19 protein-coding genes are annotated in these 25,949 nt (G+C 57.2%); 9 read left to right on the forward strand and 10 right to left on the reverse strand.

Going from position 1 to position 25,949, the window contains the following annotated elements; genetic code table 11:
• Window positions 1-6: 6 nt before the first annotated feature.
• From Q0650_RS10235 to gmhB, 8 genes are all read right to left on the reverse strand, one after another.
• Window positions 7-1,452, reverse strand: coding sequence for a flippase (locus Q0650_RS10235; RefSeq protein ID WP_298818606.1), 1,446 nt, complete (start codon window positions 1,450-1,452; stop codon window positions 7-9).
• The gene (locus tag Q0650_RS10240) at window positions 1,449-2,558 is read right to left on the reverse strand and encodes a glycosyltransferase family 4 protein (RefSeq protein ID WP_298818608.1); all 1,110 of its coding nucleotides are present in this window, start codon (window positions 2,556-2,558) and stop codon (window positions 1,449-1,451) included. Before Q0650_RS10240 ends, Q0650_RS10235 begins: the two co-directional genes overlap by 4 nt.
• 91 nt (window positions 2,559-2,649) lie before the next feature.
• Window positions 2,650-3,816 carry a DUF1624 domain-containing protein gene (locus tag Q0650_RS10245; RefSeq protein ID WP_298818610.1) on the reverse strand — a complete coding sequence of 389 codons (1,167 nt, stop codon included), beginning with the start codon at window positions 3,814-3,816 and terminating at the stop codon, window positions 2,650-2,652.
• Window positions 3,817-3,852: 36 nt separating this feature from the next.
• On the reverse strand, window positions 3,853-6,318 hold the full coding sequence (locus Q0650_RS10250; RefSeq protein ID WP_298818613.1) for a hypothetical protein: 2,466 nt from the start codon (window positions 6,316-6,318) through the stop codon (window positions 3,853-3,855).
• Window positions 6,319-6,334: 16 nt separating this feature from the next.
• On the reverse strand, window positions 6,335-8,233 hold the full coding sequence (locus tag Q0650_RS10255) for a hypothetical protein (RefSeq protein WP_298818641.1): 1,899 nt from the start codon (window positions 8,231-8,233) through the stop codon (window positions 6,335-6,337).
• Between the two features lie 59 nt (window positions 8,234-8,292).
• Window positions 8,293-10,329 (reverse strand): tyrosine-protein kinase domain-containing protein, encoded by a 2,037-nt coding sequence (locus Q0650_RS10260; RefSeq protein ID WP_298818615.1) that lies wholly within the window; start codon window positions 10,327-10,329, stop codon window positions 8,293-8,295.
• Between the two features lie 10 nt (window positions 10,330-10,339).
• Complete coding sequence (locus Q0650_RS10265) at window positions 10,340-11,917, reverse strand: biotin/lipoyl-binding protein (RefSeq protein WP_298818617.1); 1,578 nt, start codon at window positions 11,915-11,917, stop codon at window positions 10,340-10,342.
• Between the two features lie 12 nt (window positions 11,918-11,929).
• A complete protein-coding gene (gene gmhB, locus Q0650_RS10270; protein WP_298818619.1) occupies window positions 11,930-12,535 on the reverse strand; it encodes a D-glycero-beta-D-manno-heptose 1,7-bisphosphate 7-phosphatase in 606 nt (201 codons plus the stop codon).
• 198 nt (window positions 12,536-12,733) lie between these two features.
• On the opposite strand from gmhB, the gene Q0650_RS10275 reads away from it, so the two are divergent.
• Together Q0650_RS10275 and Q0650_RS10280 are read left to right on the forward strand one after the other, a co-directional pair.
• Window positions 12,734-13,720, forward strand: a complete 987-nt coding sequence (locus tag Q0650_RS10275; protein ID WP_298818621.1) for a GHMP kinase — start codon at window positions 12,734-12,736, stop codon at window positions 13,718-13,720.
• 89 nt (window positions 13,721-13,809) lie between these two features.
• On the forward strand, window positions 13,810-15,234 hold the full coding sequence (locus tag Q0650_RS10280) for a DNRLRE domain-containing protein (protein WP_298818623.1): 1,425 nt from the start codon (window positions 13,810-13,812) through the stop codon (window positions 15,232-15,234).
• A gap of 93 nt (window positions 15,235-15,327) precedes the next feature.
• On the opposite strand, the gene Q0650_RS10285 is transcribed toward Q0650_RS10280, so the two are convergent.
• Window positions 15,328-17,736 carry a penicillin acylase family protein gene (locus Q0650_RS10285; RefSeq protein ID WP_298818625.1) on the reverse strand — a complete coding sequence of 803 codons (2,409 nt, stop codon included), beginning with the start codon at window positions 17,734-17,736 and terminating at the stop codon, window positions 15,328-15,330.
• 115 nt (window positions 17,737-17,851) lie between these two features.
• Between Q0650_RS10285 and Q0650_RS10290 the strand changes: the two genes are divergently transcribed.
• A complete protein-coding gene (locus tag Q0650_RS10290) occupies window positions 17,852-19,009 on the forward strand; it encodes a sensor domain-containing diguanylate cyclase (protein WP_298818627.1) in 1,158 nt (385 codons plus the stop codon).
• Window positions 19,010-19,055: 46 nt separating this feature from the next.
• Here the strand turns inward: Q0650_RS10290 and Q0650_RS10295 are convergent, their stop codons facing one another.
• Window positions 19,056-20,849 (reverse strand): S8 family peptidase, encoded by a 1,794-nt coding sequence (locus Q0650_RS10295; RefSeq protein ID WP_298818629.1) that lies wholly within the window; start codon window positions 20,847-20,849, stop codon window positions 19,056-19,058.
• A gap of 398 nt (window positions 20,850-21,247) precedes the next feature.
• Here Q0650_RS10295 and Q0650_RS10300 point away from each other — a divergent pair, with 398 nt between their 5' ends.
• The 6 genes from Q0650_RS10300 to Q0650_RS10325 form a co-directional block, all read left to right on the forward strand.
• Window positions 21,248-22,267, forward strand: a complete 1,020-nt coding sequence (locus Q0650_RS10300) for a lysylphosphatidylglycerol synthase transmembrane domain-containing protein (RefSeq protein ID WP_298818631.1) — start codon at window positions 21,248-21,250, stop codon at window positions 22,265-22,267.
• On the forward strand, window positions 22,264-22,677 hold the full coding sequence (locus Q0650_RS10305) for an HIT family protein (protein ID WP_298818632.1): 414 nt from the start codon (window positions 22,264-22,266) through the stop codon (window positions 22,675-22,677). The genes Q0650_RS10300 and Q0650_RS10305 overlap by 4 nt, the downstream gene beginning before the upstream one ends.
• Before the next feature lie 3 nt (window positions 22,678-22,680).
• Window positions 22,681-23,574 (forward strand): hypothetical protein, encoded by an 894-nt coding sequence (locus tag Q0650_RS10310; RefSeq protein ID WP_298818634.1) that lies wholly within the window; start codon window positions 22,681-22,683, stop codon window positions 23,572-23,574.
• A 355-nt stretch (window positions 23,575-23,929) separates the two neighbouring features.
• Window positions 23,930-24,400: a hypothetical protein gene (locus Q0650_RS10315; RefSeq protein WP_298818636.1), complete on the forward strand. Its 471-nt coding sequence runs from the start codon at window positions 23,930-23,932 to the stop codon at window positions 24,398-24,400.
• A gap of 30 nt (window positions 24,401-24,430) precedes the next feature.
• Entirely contained in the window at window positions 24,431-25,429 is a 999-nt protein-coding gene (locus Q0650_RS10320) for a ribose-phosphate pyrophosphokinase (RefSeq protein ID WP_298818638.1), read from the forward strand.
• A 332-nt stretch (window positions 25,430-25,761) separates the two neighbouring features.
• Window positions 25,762-25,949: hypothetical protein (locus tag Q0650_RS10325; protein WP_298818640.1), on the forward strand; the 188-nt coding region annotated here is incomplete at its 3' end.

Genomic DNA, 25,949 nt, shown 5'->3' on the forward strand with positions numbered 1-25,949 from the left:
ATTCTCCTACCGACGCGCTGTCAGGATATTACGCACAAAGGTTGCTTCTTCCGCCCCGATGACCCGCAATCCGACAAGCAAGCTGCCGTATATCGCGCCGCCACCGCTGATAACCAGCAACACCGGCCACTCCCGCGCCAGGTAGACGGCGATAGCCATCAGGAAGACCGCAATGGCAGCCCGCCCAATCGGTTGCCAGCGCATCAAGCGCAACTGATCACGCAGCAGCCAGCCGTACTGGATGGCGAGCACCGCTTCGGTCATCACGGTGATCAAGGCTGCTGCCGGCGCGCCGTAGCGCGGGGTGAAGAGAAGGTTTGCCACTACATTCACTGCGCTGCTAACCATAATCGCCCGCGCAACCAGCGCTTCTCGATCGGCAATCACCACGACGTAGCCGAGAAATTCGGTCAGAAACATGAGCGGCAATGTCCAGATCAGCACTGCCAGGAGGGGAGCGCTGGCGGTATAGGTGTCGCCGAACAGCAGGCTGACAATTGGTTCTGCCAGAATGAATCCGCCGGCTGTGATCGGAAGGGCAACAATCAGGAGATAGCTCAGAATCCGTTCGTAGATGCGCGGCAAATGAACCGGATCGAGTTTAGCCTGCCGGGAAAGCGATGGATATAACGCCGTATTGAGAACATTTGAAAGGGTGACCAGCGCGAAGATCAGGTTGTAGGCCGCATTGTAGTAACCGGTTTCGGTATCCCCGAAACTCACATTCAAGACCACAGTGTCAAACCGGTATGACAGACCGAGGGTCAGCCCGATTACTCCGAAGGGAAAAGCGGCGCGCAACAGACGCAGCCAGCGCTCGCGTTGCCAGCGTCCCGGTCGCGCCCCCAGACGCCACAACGCGCGCGCGACCATTGTGGTCATCGTCGCAACACCGATCATTGTGGCCAAGATCAGGCCATAATAACCCAGCCCTAGCCAGAGCGCCAATCCGCCAAGAGTGACAAATATCAACTGGTTGACCACCTGCATCCCGGCAGTCAGATCGAGGCGTTCAAACCCGGCCAGTACCGCCTCACTGCTGCCATGTACTGCATACATCAGAAGGGTGATAGCATTGAGCGCGATGGCGCCGATCATCAACCATGGCCGACCGGTCAGGATGGCAGCGCTAATCACCATCAGACCGGCCACCACCGCCAGGATTAAGCGCAAGCTCAATATATCGGCGTAGAGATTGCGAATCTGGTTGAGGCTATCCGGTTCGGTGCGCAGACGGGCAACTTCCCGCACAGTGTACGGCGCCAGACCCAGATCGGCGATAAACAGGAACACGCTGCCGAAGCCGATCACGGCAGCGTATTGCCCGAAGTCGGTTGCGCCCAACTGCCGCACAATCATGATCGAAAAACAGAACGAAAGTACCTTGATCGCGAGCTGAGCGACCATGCCGGCAACCGAATTGCGTAACACAGTGCGGACAAGCTGATTCATGCAACTGAACCTGTTTTTCCTGCATTTACTGCCCTGATCGGGCAATCCATCATCCACTCCACCAGACCGGTCATGTGCTGCATCCATTGATCGAACGCGAAACGCTCGTTCATCAGCGCGCGTCCGGCCCGACCCATCTGCTCGGCGCGTTGCGGGTTATCCCAGAGCGTGGCAATCGCAGCGGCCATCTGTTCGGCATTGCCCGGTTCAACCAGTAGCGCCGTCTCGTTCTCGATCACATATTCGGCCAGACCTGGACGGCGCGTAGCAACCACCGGTCGCCCCATGGCCTGCGCGGCCTGAACCGAGGTGCAGCCGGCGCTCCACTGGGTTGTTGGTCGGATTGGCACGACGACGATCCGGCTTTGCAGATAGCACAAACGCAACTGATCGATCGGCACGAAAAGTTCGAGACTGATATTTGCCGGAAGCTGTTCCCGCTCGTGCCCACCAGCGCCGCTGACCCAGCTACTTCCCACCCGTAAGTGGCATGGGATATGCGGTAAGCGCCGCATCGCCTGAATGAAGGTCGGGTAGTCGCGGTGTGATAATCCAAGACTTTGTACGACCGTAGCTGTCGTCGCGCCGATAGCTGGCCGGTAGAAGCTGGTGTCAACCGGTGTATGGAGCGCTATCATCCGTTGTGGTTCTATGTTCAATGCGCGTTGCATGCCCTTAGCCTCGGCCTGACTGATCGCTACCGTCACATCCCAGTGGTACTGCAACTTCAAGGCACGGATCAGGCGGAGCTTCTGCGCCGACATGCCATGATGGAAGATGACCAGATGGCGTACCGCGCGTGGTAGCAGCAACGCCAGTGGGATTCCGACACGTTCTGACAGGCTGACCACCGCCTCGTAACCTTCTCGTCGCACCAGCCAGGCGACCCGAGCTGCCAGCCGGAGATCCATCCGCAACATCTGCTCGAGGTGCTGCACTAGCCGCTGCGGTCGCACAATTCCGTAATCAACGTGCTGACGGCGAAAGTGCGCGGCCAGCTCGAGATAATCAACCCGCGGATGCTTGCCGGCGCTCACAGTCGCTGCCAGCTCCGGCACCGGTGGATTGGTAGCCACGACCAGCGTTTTCGGTAAGCGCTTGCCCATAGCTCTAACCTACCATTCCCTCTTAACATCCTGCTAAACAGAGAACTGTCGCGAGATGACTCCATCGTCACCCCGCTTCCTGCACGCGCTATCACAAGTAGCTCAACAGACGTGGATAGCGCTTGCGTTGCTGACGGTACCAGTAACCAAGCGGGATGAGCGCGGCCAGGCCGATCAACCAGGCGCTGTACCCCCAGATGATGCGGGGGCCACTCATTGGCAGAAGGCTAAGCAGCAGAGCAATGAGATGGTAGAGCACGATATGAGCAACGTAGAAGAAGAGGGATACCTGACCAACCAGCGGGAGCCAGCGCAACCAACCTGTCGTCAAGAGAGTTGGTCGCGCATAAGCGAGTGCCAGCAGGAATGCGGCAAGACCTAGATTGAATGCGAAGTAGCTCAAACTGGGTGGCGCTTTGCTCATGACAAACAGATGGACTGGTGTGCCGCCAATTGTTGCAAATGAGCCGAGATCACCAAAACCACCGATGAGCCGTAATCCACACCAGAGGGCCAGCAAACCGATCCCGATCTGCGCCCATCGTTGCGGTTGTCGTAACGCTGGATGATCCTGCCAGTGCCCGAGCGCGTAACCGAGCCAGAGCAGTGGCCCCCATCCCAGCACGGCAAAACCGATGGCAGGCCGGGTGTCGTAGCTGTATGTGAGCCAAAAGGCTTGCCAGAACGATTGTGGCGCATTGTTTGCCAGCTCAGTAGCGATGGAACCGATGATCGCCTGATGAAGCAGCAGTGTGCCAATTGCCAACACCCCGATCTGACCCGGAGAGAGCAGGTGACGCAATCCGGCCAGGATCAACATTGCTGCGGCGATACTGGTCAGCACGTGTACGTATGGCGTAGCGCCGCGCCAAAACCAGGCGCAAACCGTCACATCGAGCAAGAGAATGACCAGCGCCCGAATCACCATAAATCTGGTCGTGGTATATTGCGGCTGCCCGCGTCGCGCTTGCGCAGCGGCATAGAGGGCCAGACTATAACCGCCCAGGAAGAAGAAGATCGGCGAGGCCAGATTGGTGAGCAGGCCACTCAGCCAGTACGCTGCGCTCTGCAATACTACCGGCTGTCCGCCGTATGACTCGGCCTGCATACTGGCACCGACGAAAAATGCGCTGTGATCGAGCGCCATGAGCAGCAGCGCAATGCCGCGAAGCGCGTCGATGGCCACAATCCGCTGCCCTGTAGCGCTCTGTGCCGCAACCGACGCCCTGGTTTCTCCGGTAATGCTCACGCTGCTCATGACGTTTCCTCCTGACGGCATCCCGCGTTGACGGGCTTATGGGGTCTTCACCAGCGCCTTCGCCTCGGCTGGAGCTGAAAGCGCCTGTTTGCCTTCTACCGCCACGCGCCAGAGCGTACCGCCTGCGATAGCCGCTGCCGCGTAACCGGCTGCGCCGACAAACATTGCAGTTGTGAAATTGCTCGCCATACTCACCACAATCACCAATACCGAACCCAGCACCGAAAAGACACCGTTCATTCCCCAGGCCCATACCACCAGCTCAGGCGCGCGGCTACTAAGTTGCCGCAATCCCGCCGGAAAGGGAATCCCCAGCATGATGGCCAGTGGCGCAATCAGTGCCGCACTGACCACAATTCGCACCGGATCCGGCCATTGGAGCCACATATCAAACAAAACCGGTAGCGCGAAGATGTAGAGCGTGGTCAGTCCGGCGATCCCCAGTCCTACCAATCGTAATCTGCTCGCGGAGCGTACATATTTGCTAAACAGCAAGCTGCCCACAGCGGCGAAGGCCAGCATACTGGCAATCGTTGTCGTTGTAGCGTGGATCGGATAGCCGATAAAGAGGGTGAAACGCTGGATCAAGACGATCTGGATGAACATGTAGGCCGCTCCCAACAGACTGAAATACGCCAGAGCCGGCGCAGCGCCGGGTATGCGCAGACCGTCACGCTGGTAACGCGCGAGTGGCCAGATGATGAAGGTAATGGCAGCCCCAAGCGCAAAGACGGCCATCGTGATCAAGATCAGATTGCCGATCGGGAAACGGTTGAGCCGACCTTCATAGTTGCGGTCGAAGTGCAGACTCTCCCAGCGAAAGTAGTTGTAAAAGAAGGGGTTATCGTCGGTCACCGGAAAGATCTGGAAAGTATATGCCTGCTCAAAAGCGCGTGGATCAGCCGCGTGCAGATATTCGGCAAAGACCGTATCGAGCCGGGAGAATGGATCATGCAGCATTGTAAAGTTGTGACTTTCCCCCCATGCGCGCAGTTGTTCGATCTGTTCTGCGCGGAACGGCGACCGGCTGACCAGCAGTGTGGCATTTCTCCCGCTCTCATTGGCGATAACGACGATATGGCGCGCCGGATCGCTCACCCCCATCCGCCGCAACGCTTCGGCGGCCAGCCCGGTCAAGCGGAGCATTTCACGGGGTGGACTGTTAACATCGCGCGTCCAGGAAATTACCCCGTTTGGTGTCAGCGCATGCAGTGCCTGCTCAAAGGCATCAACGGTATAGAGGTACGACTCGGCCAGCACGTAAGCGCCACCCGACAACGCAGCCAGATTGTCTAGCCCGATGCCCTGAATCACATCGTACCGTTCGGTCGCGCGACTGAGGAAACTGCGTCCCTCGGCGACGATCAGTTCGGTCGATGGGTGATAGGCGATGCGACCGGTGTAGTCGGCGTAACGCCCTTTGAGCAGCTCGACAATAGTTGGATTGAGTTCAATAGCCGTGATCCGTTCGGCGTCGTAGCGGCGCGCCAGCAGAATGTCAAGCCCGCCACCGACACCGATCAACAACGCATGGGGACGCTCTACCCCCAATTGATACACTGCGCTAATGATGGCGTGATCGAGAAAGCGGAACCGTTCCAGATCGCGTTCACTGCCGTCGAACTGATACATGCCGGTCATCGAGGTGCCGTCTATGGTCACCAGCTTCAGCGGCAATTCAGGTCGGCCCTCTTGCGGGTAACTCGAACTGACTGCGCCAACAATCATCGGTTCGGTGACGATGATCTCCGGCATCACATCGACCCGTCCCACAGCATCCCAGCGCGTAAACTCAGGTGTTGCCTGCTGCGCCTGTATCGCCCACCCCAGCTCTTTCGAGCCGGGCACGGCCAGGGTTGGCGGACGAACAATAAGCGCAATCAGCAGCAATCCTTCCACAACCATGATTGCCGGCAACAGCCAGCGAGGTTTCGCTTTGTAGCCGAGCAAAGCGGCAGCTACCACGCCAATCAATCCAACCAGACCGATCACCGCTGGGCCGCCGAGCGCCTCGATGACCAGCAATACGGTTACCGTCGCCAATCCTGCCCCCAGCATGTCGGCAAAATAGAGCCGATGCGCCGCGCCGGCCCAACGCCCGAAAATGGCTGCAATCACGAGTCCGCCGGTGAAGAAGGTGCTGAACAGACAGATGAAATAGATGCCGAGTCCGATGATCGCCCAAACGATCTGCGCAGCGCGGAGTGGATCGATGGCAATCGTGCTGATAGCGAGGAGATTGCTCAGACTGGTCAGGCTAAACAGTAACGCCAACCAGCCGAGTTGTTGTTGCAGTTTATCAGGTCCCCAACGCCGCACTGCGAGGAACGTGCCTGCCGCACCACCACCGAGCAAGGCAATACCGATCACCATGTAAGTGAAATGGTGCCAGATCATCAGCGAGAAGATGCGGGTGAATGAGATCTGAAGCGCGAGGATGCTTCCACTCAAGAGCGTGAGACCGAAATACTTGCCAGATGATTGCAGCGTTGGAAACGTCATACAATGCTCACTTCGTTCAACTATAATCGATGATCACCTGTTGTTGTCCACTGACCAGTCTTACGGCTCGATATGTCTTGCCGGCAATCGTCCGTTGCTGTTGCGCCTGACGGTTATCGGCGACCTGTACGGCCCGTAAGCGAGTATGGCGATGGCTTTCCGGGATGAGAAGCGTGAGTGGCAGCGGTGCAGACGGAGTGGTCATTACACCGCTCAGTCGTTGCCCATTCCAGTTAAGATCGCTGAAATCGCTCTGATTGCGCGCATTGATGAAGCGGAGCCAGCGTTCGGCAGCCATGATCGGAATACGCGCCCCCTCAGCGTAAGCCAGTGTCGCATCGAGCCAGTGCGCGACTTCACCGGCAATCGGCTCACCCAGCAAGAATGGGTCAACATGGCATTGCAAACCAAACGCCGTCGGATAGCGATCGATCCCGGCGGCTACCAGCGCAATAGTCTGCGCTGCTGCGCCGGCGCCATCCAATCCAACCTCGTAGCCGGTTTGAAACACCGGCATCAGATGCTCATCAACCAGATGGGTCGCCTGCTGATAGACATCAATCACAGTGCCGGTTTCATCAACAAACCGCAGTGGCAAGCCACTCCCATTCAGATAGCCCATCGTCCACGTACCATCGGCTTTACGCACCGTCGGGCCGCTATGGTAGTGATCAAGATTCATGCGAATGCCATATGCAGCCTGCACCACGGCATTCTTGACCCAACCGTGCCAGAGAATGCGGTGAGTGCGCACAGTAGGCGGTACCGGGCCGTAGCCGAGTTTTAGAAATTCGCTCCAGTGCCGGTAATACCCCTCCGCCAGACCATGTTCAACATATGGATGCATACCGAACTCATGGCCGCGCTCGCGCCAGGCGGCGACGTGATACGGTGCCGGTAGCGGATCATCACCGCCAATGTGAGAGCCGATCAGCGGTGTCTGACCGAGCATCCAGCGCAGCTTACGCGCCAGTCTGCCATTTGCATCAGTCGGTGGTGGCGTGTAGTAGATCGAAGCCGTACCGCTATGTCGTTCGACGATGCGGAGCAGTTGTTCGATGTGGCTGACTCGACTGCCATGAGCGTCGCCGGTAGCGATAATTGCGCTCGGTGCGTTATCTGGCAAATACCAGAGCCGTAGCAACGGTACCGGACTGACTTCTTCTATCATGCGGCTCAAAAGCCGCTGGTGCTCATCAGCTTGCGGGATCGCAATTCGCTCCAGATCGATCCATCCTGTAAACAGATCGCTGGCCCGCACGCCATCCATCCCATCCCGCTCCAGATTGCTCCAGGTCGGATTACCCTGTCGGATCAGCGCAATCGTCCGCGCCAGGTCAAACGTCCACAGCGCGGCCATGCCGGCCCCGAATCGATGTATCGTCACCAGCGGATCGCCGTTGCCACTCGTTGCGACGATCTCCGCGCCACGCAATTCGATTCGGTCATAGACGGTATGGAGCTGAAGCGGTCCACTTATTCCGGTCGCTGCTGTCGGTTTGAAGAAATCGTTAATCCGCGCCGTGCCGGTGTAAGCAACCCCAAACACGTCGGCCAGCGCCGGATCAGGTCGGATTCCAATCAATCCCCCGCCAGCGCTGACAAACTGGCGTAGCCACTCTTTCCCTTCGGTACCGAGTGGTGTCGAACCCAGTACGACTACGGCGCCTTCAATCGGTCGATCAAGCTGGCGCAACCTGATCTGGCGCAGACCGAGCCATCCCTCCGCTCGCAGAATTTCGCCCAGATAAGCAGTGAAATCAGGCCGTGGCGCCGGGTCGGTAACCAGCAAGAGTGGCGCCACGCCGTTGACCGGCGCTATCTCAACAGGGTACGAGGTCAGGTTCGGTTCCGACAGCGGCCAGTGCTCGGCACTGTATGTAGCGAGGGCCCCCAAACCGGCAGCAGTCAACATACCGGTCAAAAAGGTTCGTCTCGTAACCGATCGGTACAGATAGTGCATAAGCGTCGGTGTCAGGTTCGGCGCCGGCGGCTATCGCGCGTTCGTCGGCGACGGACTTTTGGTGATGCTGGTAATACAGTTTCTTCGCTGGCGGCAATTTGTGTGTTGACTGGAATATGGCGCGCTTCTCCCACTGCGCGAGCCTGCCTTGCCTCAAGCGGTTCATCATGTGGGCGCGCGAGGGCTTCACCCACCGCGCGGGTAAGGCCGATCTCAACCGATTCGTGCCTCTGCTCTGCTTCGTTTACCGACATCGTAACGACGATCGAGTCATCAGCGGGTGATGGCGTGATGATAATACGCCGGTCGTCTCCCGTTGGCATTGCGATCGTTTGGGAAGCGGCATCTATCGGCTCAATCGGTTGCTGAATAACGTTGGCTTCAGCTTCGGTGTGCTGAGTATCGTGTTCAGCTTGCTGATCGAGATTGTTTCCAGTCTGCGCTGTTTTGCCGGGATACAGTAATCGTAACGGCGTATCGCTCAATAGCCAGCGCAATGTGGGGAGCGGTAGGCGTGGCCGATCCGCTTGCGGGAGAACGAATTCATCGGTCAGCATCACCGCGCCGAGCACGCTGTCAGTTCGTTTCAACGTCAGACGTTTCAGGCTCTGCTGAATGTCAAGACTGCTATCTGCATCTGGCTTAAGCGCGAGCACAACCCCATCGACCAGCGGAGCCAGCAGCGCCGCTTCAACACCGCTTAAGGTTGATGGCCCATCAAAGATCAGGATGTCAGCGGCGCGTTGCAAGCCCTCGACCAGTACCGGCCACGGTTGTGATGGCGGCAATGGCCGACCCGATTCGTCAGTGTTGCGCGCCAGCAGCAATACGTGTTTTAGCGGCGTTGCCTGTAAGCTTGACCAGACCTGCGCTTCGCCTTCAATCGTGATGGGTTGCAGAACTTTGCTCGTATCGCCGAAAAGGTTACTGAGGGTTGCCTGCTCGGTTTCGGCGTCAACCAGCAATACCCGATAACCAGATAACGTGTAGCAGTACGCCAGGTCAACGACCAGGGCGCTACGTTGATCTGATGGTCGCGGCCCGCTCACCATCAATATGCGAGCATTGCGTGGCAATCCGGCCAGGACAATCTGAGTATGCGCTTCTTTCACCGCCGAAGCGCGCATTTGGGCCGTTTCATCACTCAAACTGACCAATGGTCGTCTACCCGGCACGTTACCGAGAAAGTTCAAGCCAAACCGACTCCGCAGGTCATTGTGATTACGCCAGCGCGTATCAATCGCTTCTAGCCCAAACGATGCGATCAGTCCCAATAACAATCCGGCCAGTCCGGCTATAGCAACGGTGAGATTGCGTTTATTCGGCAATGGAGCAGCCGGCGCCTGTGCCGCTTCAAAGATTGCCAGCGTGTTGACCAGGTTGGTGTTTTGCAAGCGCAATAATTGGGCATATGCATTTTGCGCATTGTTGAGCGACAGTTCAAGTTCCTGGAGCCGGTTACGCGCTTCGCGCAGGTCGGTCGCGCTTGTCGCCTGCGTAATCATGTCGCGGGTCTGCTCGATCTGGCGTTCGAGAAAATCAATCTCACGCTGGCTGCGCTCGATCTGCTCATTCAGCAGGTTGCGCTGGGCTGCGATATTCTCAGGTGAATTCGGCCCGAACACAATCAGTTCACTGGCGATAGCATTGGCAATTGCTGCCGCGCGTTGCGGATTCGTATCGGTGATCGTTATTTCCAGCAAACTGGCCTGCCGATTGACGCCGGTTGACAGCATATAGGTGCTGATCACCTGCCATGGAAATGGCAGAGCCAGCTTTTCCACTACCGGCGCTAAAATCACTGCGCGTTTCGCCATTTCGGCGTAAAAACCGGCAACCGTATTGCTCAGTCCCAGACTTTGCGGATCGGGCGCTGCGGTTGAGAGCGTATCACCAACTCGCAAGGTTGCCCGGCTGACATAGTAGTCGGGCTGTCGCATCACAAAGATCAGTGCAGCTCCGGCGGCAAGGATAGTGGCAAGCGCGGCAACCCACCACCAGCGCAGCATGATACGGATGTATGACCAGATGTCGCTCCAAGTGAGCATGATTCTCTCCTCAATTTGAACCAGAGACGGGTAAAATGACCAGATCGCCCGCTTCCAGTCCACTTATGATCTCAACTTTGCCATCAGCTACCAGCCCGATCTGCACGTCAACTCGTTGCGGACCCTGTTCGGTTGGCACCAACACGTAGGTTCCACCATCGCGTCGAATGGCTTCCAGTGGTAGCCAGCGCGCGCCTTCGCGTTGACCAAAATCAATCGTCACCAGCGCCGGATCGCCAATAACCAGCGGGAGATCGCCACAATCGCAGGCAATCTGTAATTCCGTCCCCTGGAGCGGATTGGCCATCGTTATCGTTTTGCGAACAACGCCACTGAAGGTGCGTCCGGGGTAACGCACAAACTGCACCGCAACCCTTGCGCCATCGGGAATTCGCTGAAGATCATCACTACTCAGGCCGCTGACGGTGACCTGGAGGCCCGAGTTATCCATCAGTCGCAAGACCGGCACTTCGGCCTCTACCGGAAACCCCACCAGCGCTTCGATAGCGGTAATCGAGCCATCAAACGGCGCGTAAATGCGCCGATCTTCGATCTGACGCTCAATCGACTTAATTGCCAGTTCGGAAGCTGCCAGGCTCTTAACCAGCAACGGATCGGGCGCGGTGCGCTGTCGCGCGGCATCAAGCTGTATCTGTGCCTGCTGCACCGCTCGCTGAGCAGCCGCAACTTCAAATGGATCGGGGCCATTGAGCAGACGCTCAAGCCGGGTGCGGGCCAGCGTAACATCGGCTTCGGCGGCCTGCACCGCCGCAATCTCGTTGCCGCGCGCCGTGTCGAGTTCGATTTGAGCCAGCGCCACGGCGCTCTCGGCAGCGCGCAATTCCACCGATAATCGATCAACCAGCGCGCGAACTTCGGGGGTGTCTTCTACCTCCAGTCGGGCGCGGGCATTACCGTAAGCCTCCTGAACCCGCTGCAATTCGGCGACCCGGTCGGCCAGGGTCCGTTCGGCCCGTGTCTTTACTGCCGAGGCGTCATTGCGCGCGCGGGCCAGCGCCGCCTCCGCTCGTTGCAATGCGGCGCGCGCTTCTGCGATCTCGGTCGGCGAGGCCGGTGCTGTGAGTTCGGCTAGCCGATCACGGGCTGACTCCAGCGCCACTTCAGCCGCGCGCACCTCAATTTGCGCGCGCGCTGTCGCCTGCTCAATCGTCCGCCGATCCTGTTCGGCATTGATCTTCGCCTGGCGCAGTTGATCTTCGAGTGTGCCAAGATCGATCTCGGCCAGCAACTGACCGGTCTGAACCTGCGCGCCAACTTCAACGTACAGGTTCCGCAGTACCCCACTCTGACGAAATGCCAGACCACGCTCCAACACCGGAGTCACCTGGCCGCTCAACTCGCGGCGATCGGCGAAAGTTCCGACCGCAACGGCCACCGTTCGTTCAACAACAGCCGGTTCGGTTGGTGTCGGCACAACCGCGACCGCAGTTGGCTCAGGCGTTGGTGGTGGCGTCCAGGGTTCGGGTGTCGGCGCGCCGACCAGTGAACCAATGCTACAGCCACTCAGCCCAATTGCAAGTCCGATCGCCAGGATATAACGAACGGCAAGGTATACATAGCGTTCCATACGTTCCTCTGGTCATTGGGGTGCCATCAGTGTGCCTGCTGCCAGCGGCAAGGCCACAGTCGGCGCGCGCGTCGTCTCTTCAACCAGTATCCAGCGCGCTGCGTCAAGCAGATCGGACGCAATATGATCTGGCTGATAGCGTCGCAATTCCGGCTTGCGTAGTTCGTCGGTGCCGCGTCCGCTCTTAACAAGGATGGTCTGACATCCCATCTGCTTGCCGGCAGCGATGTCACTCAGCGCGTCACCAACAAGATACGCCTGGCGACAGTCGATCCGATACCTTGCCGCCAGGTCCTCCAGCATACCCGGTTGCGGTTTGCGACAACGACACTGTTCTTCCGGTCGATGCGGGCAATACCGAATATCTTCGATCTGCGCGCCGTGATAAGCGGCGATCGCGCGCAAGCGCGCGTGAATCTGTTCAAGGGTGGCAATGGAAATCAATCCTCGCCCTACCGCAGCCTGATTCGTGATAATAAAGATGCGATAGCCGGTCTGACTGAGGAGACGTAACGCTGTCAAAGCTCCCGGCAGAAATTGAAACTCTTCCCAGTTTTTTACATGATCAGGGCGATTGTGATTAATAACGCCATCGCGGTCGAGAAAGACAGCGCGCATGAGACCCCTCCCCTAGCGCTGCAAGCAGATGGAGACATAGTAAGCAGGTGGCAGGCTACGACAGGGTTACAGTACATCGTTTTGCTGAAGATCTGCTAACAGGGTTAGGAATGAATTGTGACAATCTTGTCATTTTGCTCTGGTAATGTGCCGATTATGCGTTACCATTGAACGAATTGCAGTCACAGGAGACAGGGTATGATTATTTCCAGGACACCATTGCGCATCAGTTTTACCGGCGGCGGCACCGATCTACCGGCTTTCTATCGCCACGAACCGGGCGCGGTAGTCAGCACTGCTATCAACAAATATATCTACATCACGGTAAATGAGAAGTTCGATCATCAGATTCGCGCCAGCTATTCGATCACGGAAATTGTTGATCGCGTCGATGATCTCAAGCATCAACTGATCCGCGAGGCATTGCGGCTGGTCAATCGTCAGCACGCTATCGAGATCACCTCGATTTCCGACATTCCATCTCAGGGTACCGGCCTCGGTTCCTCCAGCACGTACACTGTTGGCCTGCTCAATGCCCTCTACGCCTTCACCGGTCGCTTTGTCGGCGCCGAGCGACTGGCGCGCGAAGCTTGCTATATCGAAATTGAGCGTTGCGGCGCGCCGATTGGGAAACAAGATCAGTACATTGCCGCATTTGGCGGACTACAATTTATTCAGTTTAATCCTGATGAAACGGTGTTTGTTGATCCAATCATCTGTCGGCCAGAGACGAAGCAGCGTCTTCAGCGTCGGCTCATAATGCTCTATACAGGTATCACGCGCAAAACCAACGATCTCCTGCGCGAACAGCGTGAAAACACGGAACGCGATGACAACCGTCGCCAGCATCTGCGTCGCATGGCGGCGCTGGCTCACGATTTGCGGGTCGCGCTGCAAAACGATGATCTCGATGCGTTTGGCGAGATTTTACACGAAGGCTGGCTGCGCAAGCGCGAACTGGCCAGCGGCATTACCAACCCTCTAATCGATGAATGGTACGCGCGCGCGCGCGCCGCCGGCGCTGTCGGCGGCAAGATTCTCGGCGCCGGTGGCGGCGGGTTTTTGCTCCTCTATGCCCTCGAAGATCAACACGAAGCGATTCGCGCCGCTTTACCCGAGTTGCGCTATGTGCCCATGCAATTCGAACCCCAGGGCAGTAAAATTATCTACGTCGAAGAGACGTAGCAGCAACTACATCCCAGGGTGGTTGCGCGGTGGGGGCAGCGATTGCCGTGATCGCTGCTCAACCGGCTTCACGAGGAGGGTATTCCCTGATGCGTCGCACTTTGTCACCCGCTGTCCTGATCACGCTCGTTCTACTCTGCACCTTTTCCCTGACAACGGCCAACAATCCACCTTTCCGCCAGTGGTTGCCGGCCATATTTGCGCCGACAGCCGAGCCGCAGTATCTGGTCAATGTGCCCTATTTTCCGAATACCAATCTTGACGATCGTTTCGCTGAGATGGCCATCTTCTGGTTTGGTCAGCTCAGTCGCTCCACCAACTATACCGATGTGCGCATCGCCTTCAACAATAGCGAACTGTATCTCTATCTGGCCAGCTTTGATCGCCAGCTCTGGTATGACACGACGCCGTCTAGCGCCGATCTCACTGCCTGGGACGCTGCCACATTGCTGATCGATACCGGTACCGATCAGTCGCTCAGTGCCAGCAGTTATCGCTTCGTGGCCCAGTTTCGTGGCGACCCTTCCCCGAACGCCGCCTATCAATTAAGCCAACGCGGGAATGGCGGCGCATGGTCGGCGGCCAATATTGCCTTCACATCCATCCCCGGTTGGCGCGGCGACCGCCTGAACGACAATAACGACACCGAAGATCGGGGGTGGGCGATGACCTTGCGCATACCGTTCTCTAGTCTCGGCCTTTCGCAGCGACCGCCTGACGGCACGCGCTGGCGGATCGCCATGATCCTGCACGATCGCGATGATGCCTCCGGTACCCCAATCGCCAATCAGCAATGGCCACCGACCCTGAATCCTGACGCGCCGGCAACATGGGCAACGCTCAATTTCGGTCTCCCGGTCTACACTCCACCTGCTGTGAGCGCCACGCAAGAGTTTCGCATCCGTCATGGCCTCAACGGTATCACCGTCGCCGATGCTGGTGTTGGTGGTCAGGATACCAATATGTGCAATGCCGATGGAAATTTCTGGGATCGGTGGGGCAACTGGTCGCAACCGCCTGACAAAGCTGATGTCAGCGTCCAAAACCAGTCTGATATTGCCGACTGGCCATGTTTTGCCAAATACTACCTCACCTTTCCCCTCACCAGTTTGCCTGCCGGGCGCGTAGTGGTATCAGCGAAACTCATCTTAAGTCAGATGGGAAATGCAGAACCGACCGAGGCCCAACCTTCGCTGATTCAGGCGATGATTGTCGGCGAAGATTGGGATCCCAATGCGCTTACCTGGAATAATGCGCCACTCGCGCGCGAGAATATTGGTTCCGGCTGGGTCGGAGTGATGACCAGCCTCCCTGACTGGAACAATCTGCCCAAACGTGAGATCGATGTCACCCGCGGTGTCGCGCGCGCCTATGCTGCCGGCCAGCCGCTGCGCCTCGCGCTCTATTCCGCTGATAGCGCCTATCACAGCGGGAAATATTTCGTTTCCAGTCGCACCGGCGATTGGAATGCCCAAAATCGCCCTCTTCTGATCGTGACACTTGGCCAGCCGTAACGGCAATCACTATCGATCAGTTCAGGGTACGCCTTTCACCCCCAGGGGCACGGCATGCCGTGCCCCTGTCTTCGTCATCTGAGCGCGGAATCGTTACCTGCCATTCCGCAACACCAGTCGCTCACCCTCAATCTCACCGCTAAACTGCATTGGAATGTCCTCTACCCGCTGCCAGCGTTCAAGATAATCACTGTAACGCGGGCTAAGCACATTCCCCGACTGGCCGGTAGTATGCATAAATCGCGATCCGTTCCAGTCACTCAGATCGATGATTTGGCGGTATGACGGCGCATTGTATTGCAGATATGGCTCGGCGACGCGCACCGGCGCAAAGTTCACTGTGAAGGAGTCGCCGCCGTTGGAAATGCGTCGCTCGAAGAAACCCTGGAGTAGCCCTACCTGACTGAAGGGGTTGTGAGGAAAGACCGCCTGATGAACTCGATCCCAGCGCCAGCGCGCGGGATCACTCTCATTTTGCGCCGCTGCCATCGCATCGAGACCCTTCACCAATGCGCTGGCTAACGTTGTGGGGCAATCTTCCCTGACATCAATCGTATGCACATTATCACACCACTCTTGATGTCCCTCTAGCAGCACAGCACGGATTGCCAGCGCCTGAAAGTCGTGCCGGTTCCGATAGATGCTGGTGAATAGATCGCCCAACTCATCGCCAAATACCGCTTCGAGCGTGGCAAGATAGTAGCTCTGATAGACCGCAGCCGCCGCGCTCTCCCCGCGCATCGCGCCATCCCATCCGCGCAAGAGCGCCAGCGCCGTCTCTTCGCGCGCTCCTGCCGGTGTGACATTGCTCAGGATCGGCAACAGCTCGCGCGCCTGCACCGATACAACATCACCCAGCATGGCGCGCATATCGTCTACAGTAAACCGGTTGCCCTGCTCGATCAGCTCGATAATGCGCTGGGCGCGGAACGGCGCTGCCCACGAAGTGCTCAGCAGGTAAGGGTACTCATTATCGACCACCCGATTGTTGGCCGTGGCTACATAGTCTTTGGGCGGGTTATAGATATGCGGTAGCTGTTCAAATGGAATGTAACCAACCCATTCGTATTCGTCAGTCCATCCCGGAACCGGCAACCGTCCATCGCCATTTCGCCGGATCGGTACTGCCCCCGGTGCGTAGTAGCCGATATTGCCATCGACATCGGCGTAGACAAAATTCTGCATCGGCGCCTTATAGTCGCGCAGCGCTGCCACAAACTCATCCCAATTCTGCGCCCGGTTGATGTTGATGAATGCGCGGATGGTTGGATCTTCATCGTCGAGCGCAGTCCAGCGGAAAGCAAGGTTGTCAGGCAGATCGCTTTGCACATCGCTGATAATCGGGCCGTGGCGGGTCACGCGCACCGTCATCGTGATCGGATCAGAGTCTTTGACCTTGATCACCTCGCTGATCAGAGTGACCGGCTCGCGCTGTCCGTTGTATTCGACAAAATTCTGCGCGTCAATCCGTTCTACAAAGAGATCCTGCACATCTGGACCGGTATTCGTCACTCCCCAGGCAATCCGTTCGTTATGACCGATCACGATGACCGGCAAGCCAGGCAACGTTGCGCCGATGGCATGGATCCGACCACCCTGGATATGCGCCAGATACCAGATCGAGGGAATCCGATTGGCCAGGTGCGGATCGTTGACAAGCAGTGGTTTGCCGCTTGCCGTGCGAGAACCACCGATCACCCAGTTATTCGAGCCGGCAAGCAGATCATCGAGTCCGAGCGTCTGCTCGATCGTCGCCCAGATTTCAAGCATTGACTGAGCTGTAACCGGCTGAATGGGCGCAATATCGTTGCCGGATGGCGTAGTTGTGGTCACACCCTCCGGCAGAATCAACGGCCCATCGACTGTATACGTCTGCATCAGAAAATTAGCATCTTCCTGACCAATCTTAGCGCTCAACAGCGCGCGCGTAATCTCATCGCGCCAGTTGTCACCGAGATCCCACGCCATCATCTTGGCCCAAACCAGCGAATCTACCGGTTGCCACGGTTCTGGCTGCACTCCCAGAATCAAAAACTCGACGGGAAGGGGTGGATTGGTAGCCAGAAATGCATTCACTCCAGCCGCATACGCCTCGAGTATGGCGACCGTCTCTCTATCGAGTCGTTCCAGCGCGTTACGAGCTGCGCGGGCAACGCCCAGCGCGCGGAGAAACATGTCAGTGCGCGACGTTGTCTCGCCAAATACCTCCGATAGACGAGCATGCCCGATCCTTCGCTGCACCTCCATCTGCCAGAGCCGATCCTGGGCGTGCGCAAAACCCATCCCGAAAGCGGCATCGGTTTCAGTAGTGGCACTGATATGCGTGACCCCATCGCGGTCGCGCGTGATCGTGACCGGCGCGTTAATTCCTGTCACTTGAATCTCGCCACTCGTCTGTGGCAACGACCGGCGCAGCCAGAGGAACCCTCCACCAGCGCTTAATCCTAACAATCCGATCAATCCGATCAGTATCAGACCGAGATAACGTTTTTGCAACCGCATTGTTGCCTCTCATCGAAGCCTGTGCCATGAATGGAAAGGATTATAACACAGGAGCAATTTGTTTCTTTGCATATGGCTCTGTACATGCGTGCCGCATTTAGTGTAAGATATATATATGACACGCCGTAGCTGCCACTTCCAACCAGACCAGTCGTCGAGCAATGATGTGCAGCCCTCTCACACATCAGGTAACGCATTGATTCAGGCGCCGATTCCACCAAACGAACCGGAACGGCTACGCGAACTTGCCGACTACCAGATCATCGACACGCTGCCCGAGCAGTTCTACGATGATATTGTTCGCCTGGCTGCCTATATCTGCCAGACCCCAATTGCGCTGGTCAACCTGATTGACCACAACCGACAATGGTCGAAAGCGCAGCTCGGCTTCGCCGCTGGCGATGTTGATCGCAACCTCGCGATGTGCGCATTTGCGATCAACCACCCGGATGAGGTTATGGTTATTCCTGATGCTACCAGCGACCCCCGGTTTGCAACCAACCCGTTCGTCGCCGGCGACCCGCATATTCGCTTCTACGCCGGCGCTCCCCTGGTGACTCCCAGCGGTCTGGCATTGGGTACCGTCTGTGTCATCGATCGCCAACCACGCCAGCTTTCTGCCGAACAGCTCGAGATGTTGCGCGCGCTATCACGCCAGGTTATCGTTCAATTCGAGTTACGCCGCAATATCCTGCGCTTAGAGCAGCGTGTACTGCAACAAGACCGGGAATATCAGGCGCTCTACGCCCATCTACAGCAGTTAGAATTGCAGCTCATCGAGACCCGCCAGCAATCATTGACCGATCCGCTCACCGGGCTGCACAATCGACGCGGCTTCGATCAACGGTTGCGCGAAGAGTTTGGGCGAGCCCGACGCTACCAGACACCGCTGGCGCTGCTGCTGATCGATGTCGATAGGTTCAAGCAGTTCAATGACACCTTCGGTCACCTTGCCGGTGATGAAACTTTGCGCGTTGTGGCCAAACTGTTGAATGAGGGTTGTCGCACATACGATGTACTGGCTCGATACGGCGGTGAGGAGTTTGCTGTCATTTTGCCGGCCACCAGCCACGGAGGCTCGCAAGTACTGGCCGAACGGCTCCGCCGGATTGTGCAGCAGGCAGCCTGGCCGTACCAGCCGGTAACGATCAGTATCGGCGGCGCGATCCTGACTGAGACGATGGCCGATGTGTGTGATTTGATTGAAGAGGCTGATCGCGCGTTGTACGCTGCCAAGCGGAATGGGCGTAATTGCTGTGTGTTTGCGAGCTGATGGGCTATCGCCTATCGCCTATCAGCTATCGGCTATCGCCTATCGCCTACCGCCCAACCAGCTCATTGCCGAGCAATCCTAGCAAAATCCGACCATCAGGATGCAGTTCAAACCGCGCTCGCTCAAACCACTGCACAACCACCACCGTACCCGGTCGCGTCTCTTCAAGCTGCGGCGGCGAGAGGGGCAACCCAAACAAGGCCAGACTCTCGGCATAACTCTTGCCAGATCGACCGTCAAATTCCAGCCCATTACGCTGCCAGTAACTCAAAAACGGCTCGCACAGCGCCTGATTCGTTTCGCTGAAATAGAGACAACCAGGTTGCGGGCCGGTGCGCTCGAACGTATTCCAATCGCGTCCCTGTCGGCGCAACAGATCATCGCCCATCCGCGAAAGGAGTACGTTGTATGGCGGCGCAAATTCTGGTCGCCACTCGAAGCGATGCCGCTCAAAGTATTGCACGGTCACGGGGCGACCATCGCTGCCAATCTCAGTAAACTCTTCGCTGATTGGAAAACCAAAGATCGGCAGGCCGCCATTTCGTTCCCAATAAGCGCGAAAGCCGCCGCCCAGGGTATGACCGGTTTCCGGGAAATACAGGCGACCATCAGCCGGCGGAGCGACCCGCGCAAAGGGATCGAAGTTAGTCTGCGCAGTCGAATTGGGCGCGCCAAGCGGACAACCGCCGTAGGTCATTGCGGTCTGCGCTGCCGCGAAAACATTCAAGCGCCCGTAACCGTACTCGTCGTCGTGCCCCGGCGCGCCGCGATCATCGGCAGAAATGGACAGGATACAGCGAATGTCATGACTGCTCAGATCGGGTCGTACTGTCATGACCAGCGCGGCAGCGCCAGCCACCAGCGGACTGGCGAAAGATGTGCCGTTAGCGATAGCGTAATTGCTGCCCGGCAAAGTGGTGACAATATCGACTCCCGGCGCAACCAGATCGAGATACGGTCCAGTATTGGAAAAGCTGGTGACTTCATCGCTATAACCGGTAGCGCCAACTGCCACCGTCTCGGGATAGGCCGCCGGATAACTCGGCCCATTGCCTTCGGTTCGTTCGTTACCGCTGGCAGCGATGATCAACACGCCGCGTTCCGTCGCATAGCGCACAGCGTCTTGCAACGCGGGTGAATTAATCGTGCCGCCCAGACTAAGGTTGATAATGCGCGCGCCGTTATCGGTAGCCCATCGGATAGCGCTGATCACGCTCGAGTCGCGACAGCGACCGTTGCGGAAGCAGGCTTTCACCGGCAAAATCATGCATCCCCAGCAGATTCCGCTAATACCGATGCCATTATCGCCGGCAGCGGCAATCAGCCCGGCGACTGCCGTGCCGTGCCCGTTGTCGTCGGTGGTATCGGTGTTGCCTGTAATCGCGTTGAAACCGCTCAGAATTCGCCCACTCAGCTCAGGATGACCGGCATCGATGCCGGTATCAATCACCGCAATCACAATTGAACCGCCGGTGGTAATATTCCAGGCTTCGTAAGCGCCAATCGTGCCCAGCGCCCATTGTTGTTCGCGCAGCGTATCATTTGGAGTGTACGCAAGAGTGCGTTCGTAGTCAGGTACCGCGTAGATGACGCCACTCAGACGTTGCGCCGCTCGGCTGAATTGTTCGGCTGAACTGCCGGCAGGTAAACGCATCAGGTACGTATGGTCGCCAATCAGGCTGATGTGCTGCACTCGCAGCATCTGCGTGAGCGTAGCGAGATGTTGGGGATCAGTCAATTTGACGATCACATCATTCGTCGTTCTGGCGTAGATCGGAGATGGCGGTATCAGATTGATTGCGAGCGCAACCAGACAGAAGAGTATGAAACGGGCAGGCATTGGTCTTCCTCGCAAGCGGCTATCACATCTGAGGGTATTGTAGCTGATCACTGGCAGTTGTGTGATGCAAGGCTTTGTTACAATGCAATGACCCTGGCGCTCTCTGCGTGGATCGGGTTGGTTTGTCGCGCGCTGCGTCTTTCACAAAGCTGGAATCAACCTTGACTCGCTCCAGAATCGAGATTGTCTTACGCGGAATGTCGCAACCCTGTAGCCGTTGGATAATAGTGTTGTGCGTTCATCAGTGTCCTGTCTACGGTCTTGTAATCAACTGTGATCTCAATGCCGCGATCAACATGCAGGCTGTGGGCCTGCACAGCGCAGGTTTCGACCCTGGAAGCGGGCCCCGCAAGGATTGGGCATAGTTACTACGCCACTATGCTATAATTGAAGTCGTTATGGAACAGCCAAAACCCACAACTTCACTGCGCGCCGGCTTGCGCAAATCGATTCTCACATCACTGGCAATCGGCCTGGCCGTGGTGATCGTGATCAGCCTCTTCAGCGATTTGCGCGCTGTTGGCAATGACCTTCTCACTTTTGACTGGCGACTATTGCCGCTGATCTTGATCGGCACCGTGATCAACTACTGGTTACGCTGGCTAAAGTGGGACTATTACCTGCGCTACTTGCGCCTTGATCGCAATATCAGTCACGCGACCAGCGGCTTGATCTTCACCGCCGGTCTGGTGATGTCGGTCACGCCGGGCAAGATGGGTGAAGTTCTTAAATCATTTCTCTTGCGCCAGCGTAACGCTACCCCGATTACACGCTCAGCGCCGATTGTGCTGGCCGAACGGATCACCGACGGCATCGCGATGTTGCTCTTGATGGGTCTGGGGCTGACGCTCTATCCGCCGGCGCGACCGTTCTTCGTTGTGCTGGTCGTGCTGACCGTTGCCGGGATTGTGATTGCGCAGCGCCGCGATCTGGCCTTTGCGACCATCCGACTCATTGCCCGTCTGCCGCTCGGTACGCGGATTGCGCCGCGCCTTGAGACAATCTATACCACGACTGCCCAATTGTTACACTGGCGCATCTTGCTGGTTTCGACCCTCATCAGTTTCATCTCGTGGGGTTTCGAATGCCTCGCCTTCTTTTTTGTGCTGATGGGAGTTGGTAGTGAACCGTCGTGGTTGCTGTTGTTGCAGGCAACCTTCATCTTTGCCGCCAGCACTCTCTTCGGTCTGGTTTCGTTTTTGCCTGGCGGTTTGGGCGCGTCTGAAGTAAGCAGTGTGGGCCTGTTGCTCGCGCTGGTAGGATTGAGCGCAAGTGCTGCTACCACCGCGACCATTGTCATTCGTTTTTGCACGCTCTGGTTCGGCGTGCTGCTCGGTGTCATCGCCCTGGCATGGCTTGGCCGGGTTGCTGGTACTCAGGACGATCTGACGGCATTGGATACTTCGGAGGTGGTATGACATCGGTCTTTACCCGTATTGTGCGTGGGGAATTGCCTGCGTTTAAGTTGTACGAAGATGACTTGACTCTGGCATTTCTTGACATCAATCCGGCTGCGCGCGGTCATACGCTCGTCATTGCCAAACCAGAATTGCCCGGTTTGCTCGATCTCCCGCCAGAGCTGGTTGCCGCCACTGCGCTCACAACCCAACGGGTGGCGCGGGCAATCGTGACGGCGCTCCAGCCCGATGGCTTCAATATCATTCAGAATAATGGCGCGGCTGCCGGTCAGGTTGTGTTTCACTTCCATATCCATATCATCCCCCGCTGGGAAGGCGATCGATCGGTGAAGTTGTGGCGTCCTGGCTCAGCCACTACCGATGATTTGCGCGCAGTTGCCGACGAGATAATCGCTCATATCCAGGAGTGATCGATGAGCGGTACCGTTTCGCCTCCCTCTGATCGACAACCATCATCCACTGCTGGTGGCGGTAGGAAGACGGCAACGGCGGCAACCACCCCTTCATCCGGCGTGGAGACGCGACCGCTGCGTCAGCGTCCACTGCGCAATAATCGCCTGCGGTCGGGAATGGTAGCATTGCTGGTGTTGCTGCTCCTGATCATCCTCGCCCTTATCATCGGTGGCATCGGTGGTTTTCGCCTGCCGGGTACGGCGCAAACCCGCCTCACTCCGCGCGATCTGATCTTGCAGTCGCCCACGATTGCGCCGGGTAATCGGAGTGGGGTGAACTCTCCGTCCAGGGTTGTTGATGTGGCGCCACGCTTTGCCGCTGCTTATGAACAACTTGGCGGATTGCGCCGATTGGGTTTGCCAATCAGCCCGCTCCTGATCCTCGATGGGCGCGAAGTGCAATGGTTTGAGCGCGCCCGAGTCGAGTATTGGCCTGAATTGAGCGGCACCCCCTACGAATTTCAAATCGGTCTGGTTGGGGTAGAATATGTAGCCGGACGGACGTTTCTGCGTCCTGAACCTTTTGAGTCGCGACCCGATCTGAGGTACTTCCCCGAAACCGGTTTCGCGGTTGGTGGTCGCTTCTTGCGCTACTGGGAAGAGAATGGCGGTTTAACGTCGTTTGGGTATCCAATCAGCGCCGAGTTTGATGAGGTGCAACCTGATGGTAGAGCTTTTCGCGTGCAGTATTTCGAGCGCGCGCGCTTTGAATGGCATCCTGAGGCGAGTGACCCCTCCTACGAAGTGCAATTAGGTTTGCTCGGGTCGGCGCTATACTTCGGTGAACCGCGTCCGCAGACGGTGCAGCCGCGCCCAACTCCTGTTCCTTCTGTCGCGACAGAAGGTTCGCAATAAAACTGGCTATGCCAACGTGTGCGCCTGAAACTTCGTTTCGCGCGCAGGGTTTATGGCGGAATGCGCCAATACCTGCCTCCGGTGTTGGTGGCACAACAAGAGCTGCTGCTGGCTTCACATAGCTGGCAGCATATAATCTGGATCGTTCGCGACGAATACGGCCCATGATCGCTCTGTTCCCGCCAGAACGTCGGAGGCAACGAGGGATAAACGCACTTTTCTGAGAAACATCTTGCCTGCTTCTGAACCGGTGATGTCCGCGTCTATCTATACATCATATTAGCCGAGACGGTCTGAGTCCTGTTCGCTGTTGTAATGTTCCGTAAGCGGTAATGTCCAGAACAGTGGAGTGATTATGGCGACAGCGCAGGTTGATCTGGCCATGTTGACCACGGCTGTAAGACGGGCCGGAGGTGAGCCTTCCCGGATTGCTCATGTGTTAGAATTATTCCGAGAGCGACTGATTGCTGATAGTCAGCCGCCGCCACAAACGCTATACGTTTATCGTACAGCCAGCGTCGGAACGAAAGTCGATGCACCTGTAACGACCTCGGCTACACCACCTGTGCGCCCGCGCATCTTGCTTGCCTTCCTCAGCGCTGATACGGCAGTTAGTTTTGCGCAATCCGCCGGTTTGACCCGCGTGCCGCAGTTGCATACCCTCTCGCTGGCGCGACTGTTAACAGTATTTCTGCAACAACCGGCATTAAGTGCTTTGCGCATCGCATATGAGGATGGTCATATTGTTGACGGTTTGCCAACCGGATGGCATTTGTCTCGACCTGATGTACTATCATTGTTTGCAATTGATGCAGGCGTTTTCTGAACTGTCTCTCACCGGGTAAGGAGGAACGGAATGGGGAGCCGCTTCGATGAGATGCGGATTTTTGCCGGTAATGGCAATCCGCTGCTGGCGCGCGCGATCAGCGAGCGCCTTGGCGTGCCACTGGGTGATGTCACTATTGTGAAATTCAGCAATGAGAATATTTTTGTCAAACTGAACGAAAGTGTTCGTGAAAAAGATGTCTTCGTAATCCAATCACTGTCGATGCCCAATCTAAGCGACCGGATCATGGAGCTGCTGATCATGCTCGATGCCTGCAAGCGGGCATCGGCTGGCCGGATTACAGCAGTTATCCCGTACTATGCCTATGGTCGCACTGACAAGAAAGACCAGCCGCGTGTGCCGATTACGGCCCGGTTGCTGGCCGATATGATCCAGGTGGCCGGCGCGCATCAGGTGATGACGATTGATCTGCACGCTGGCCAGATTCAAGGCTTCTTTTCCATCCCCATGGATGAGCTAACTGCGATGAACCTGCTCGTGCGCTATTTTTCCGATAAGGGGTGGAATGACCTGATCGTGGTCTCGCCTGATGTCGGTTTTGCCAAACGCGCGCGTAATTTTGCCGAGGCGTTGAACGCGCCGCTGGCAATTGCCGAAAAGCGCCGTTTGCAACATTTTGATCGCAGCGACGGTTCGCTGACCGTGCCTGAAATTTTGAATTTGATCGGTGATGTGCGTGGCAAGCGTTGTGTTATCGTTGATGATGAGATTGCGACCGGTAGTTCCATCCTCGAAGTTGTGCAGTTGCTCGAGCGCGAGGGTGCGCGTGAGATCTATGCCTGTTGCGTCCATCCGGTCTTTGCTGGCAATGCTATCGAACGATTGCGAGCCAGTTCAATCCGCGAGCTGGTGGTGACCGATACCCTCCCCGTTGCCCCCGAACAGCGCTGGCCCGGTTTGACCATCCTCTCTGTAAGCACGCTGATCGCCGAAGTGATTCAGCGCATTCATAGTGGTGTCAGTGTTGATACCATCTTCCAGCATCGCCGCCATCCGGCTCTTAGTTGAGCGTAGCGCCGACAAGATCAGGGGTGGCGCTCGCGTCGCCCCTGGATGCTGGCAGTGAATCACCTTGCTATGCAATAACACCTGTCTCGCAGTTTTCGTTCCCACATGCTCCCTGTTGACGAGAATCGGTTTTGTGGCTGCCAATCGCCACCGCTGCGCAGAGACGGCCCGACGGTTGAGGGGCGGGCAGCGGTGATCGGCTGCCTCACGAGGGATGTAGAGACGTTGCATTGCAACGTCTCTACATCGTATCTCTACATCACATCGTATCGCATTGCATCGTGAACAGCCGTTTGTAGAAACGCTACCTTCCCCGCGCAAAGGTAGCGTCTGTGACATCTGTCCGGCGAATCACCATTTCACCCCTTTCCCCTGCCCTGCTGGCGCGCGCCAGCGCTCTCGTTCTTGCGAGCGGTGCCCGGATGTGCTACGCCCTTCCACCCCTGCCCTGCTGGGGCTGGCCAGCCCTTTCCCCTTTTACCCTGCGCCGCTCTTTCCTCTTTAGACACGACCGCATTGC

Origin of the sequence: uncultured Chloroflexus sp. (assembly GCF_937129525.1) — a bacterium.
Lineage (GTDB): Bacteria > Chloroflexota > Chloroflexia > Chloroflexales > Chloroflexaceae > Chloroflexus.

Coding starts and splice junctions, on each gene's coding strand:
- Q0650_RS10235 (WP_298818606.1), bottom strand. CDS start 1,452: ATGAATCAGCTTGTCCGCACTGTGTTACGCAATTCGGTTGCCGGCATG.
- Q0650_RS10240 (WP_298818608.1), bottom strand. CDS start 2,558: ATGGGCAAGCGCTTACCGAAAACGCTGGTCGTGGCTACCAATCCACCG.
- Q0650_RS10245 (WP_298818610.1), bottom strand. CDS start 3,816: ATGAGCAGCGTGAGCATTACCGGAGAAACCAGGGCGTCGGTTGCGGCA.
- Q0650_RS10250 (WP_298818613.1), bottom strand. CDS start 6,318: ATGACGTTTCCAACGCTGCAATCATCTGGCAAGTATTTCGGTCTCACG.
- Q0650_RS10255 (WP_298818641.1), bottom strand. CDS start 8,233: ATGTTGACTGCTGCCGGTTTGGGGGCCCTCGCTACATACAGTGCCGAG.
- Q0650_RS10260 (WP_298818615.1), bottom strand. CDS start 10,329: ATGCTCACTTGGAGCGACATCTGGTCATACATCCGTATCATGCTGCGC.
- Q0650_RS10265 (WP_298818617.1), bottom strand. CDS start 11,917: ATGGAACGCTATGTATACCTTGCCGTTCGTTATATCCTGGCGATCGGA.
- gmhB (WP_298818619.1), bottom strand. CDS start 12,535: ATGCGCGCTGTCTTTCTCGACCGCGATGGCGTTATTAATCACAATCGC.
- Q0650_RS10275 (WP_298818621.1), top strand. CDS start 12,734: ATGATTATTTCCAGGACACCATTGCGCATCAGTTTTACCGGCGGCGGC.
- Q0650_RS10280 (WP_298818623.1), top strand. CDS start 13,810: ATGCGTCGCACTTTGTCACCCGCTGTCCTGATCACGCTCGTTCTACTC.
- Q0650_RS10285 (WP_298818625.1), bottom strand. CDS start 17,736: ATGCGGTTGCAAAAACGTTATCTCGGTCTGATACTGATCGGATTGATC.
- Q0650_RS10290 (WP_298818627.1), top strand. CDS start 17,852: ATGACACGCCGTAGCTGCCACTTCCAACCAGACCAGTCGTCGAGCAAT.
- Q0650_RS10295 (WP_298818629.1), bottom strand. CDS start 20,849: ATGCCTGCCCGTTTCATACTCTTCTGTCTGGTTGCGCTCGCAATCAAT.
- Q0650_RS10300 (WP_298818631.1), top strand. CDS start 21,248: ATGGAACAGCCAAAACCCACAACTTCACTGCGCGCCGGCTTGCGCAAA.
- Q0650_RS10305 (WP_298818632.1), top strand. CDS start 22,264: ATGACATCGGTCTTTACCCGTATTGTGCGTGGGGAATTGCCTGCGTTT.
- Q0650_RS10310 (WP_298818634.1), top strand. CDS start 22,681: ATGAGCGGTACCGTTTCGCCTCCCTCTGATCGACAACCATCATCCACT.
- Q0650_RS10315 (WP_298818636.1), top strand. CDS start 23,930: ATGGCGACAGCGCAGGTTGATCTGGCCATGTTGACCACGGCTGTAAGA.
- Q0650_RS10320 (WP_298818638.1), top strand. CDS start 24,431: ATGGGGAGCCGCTTCGATGAGATGCGGATTTTTGCCGGTAATGGCAAT.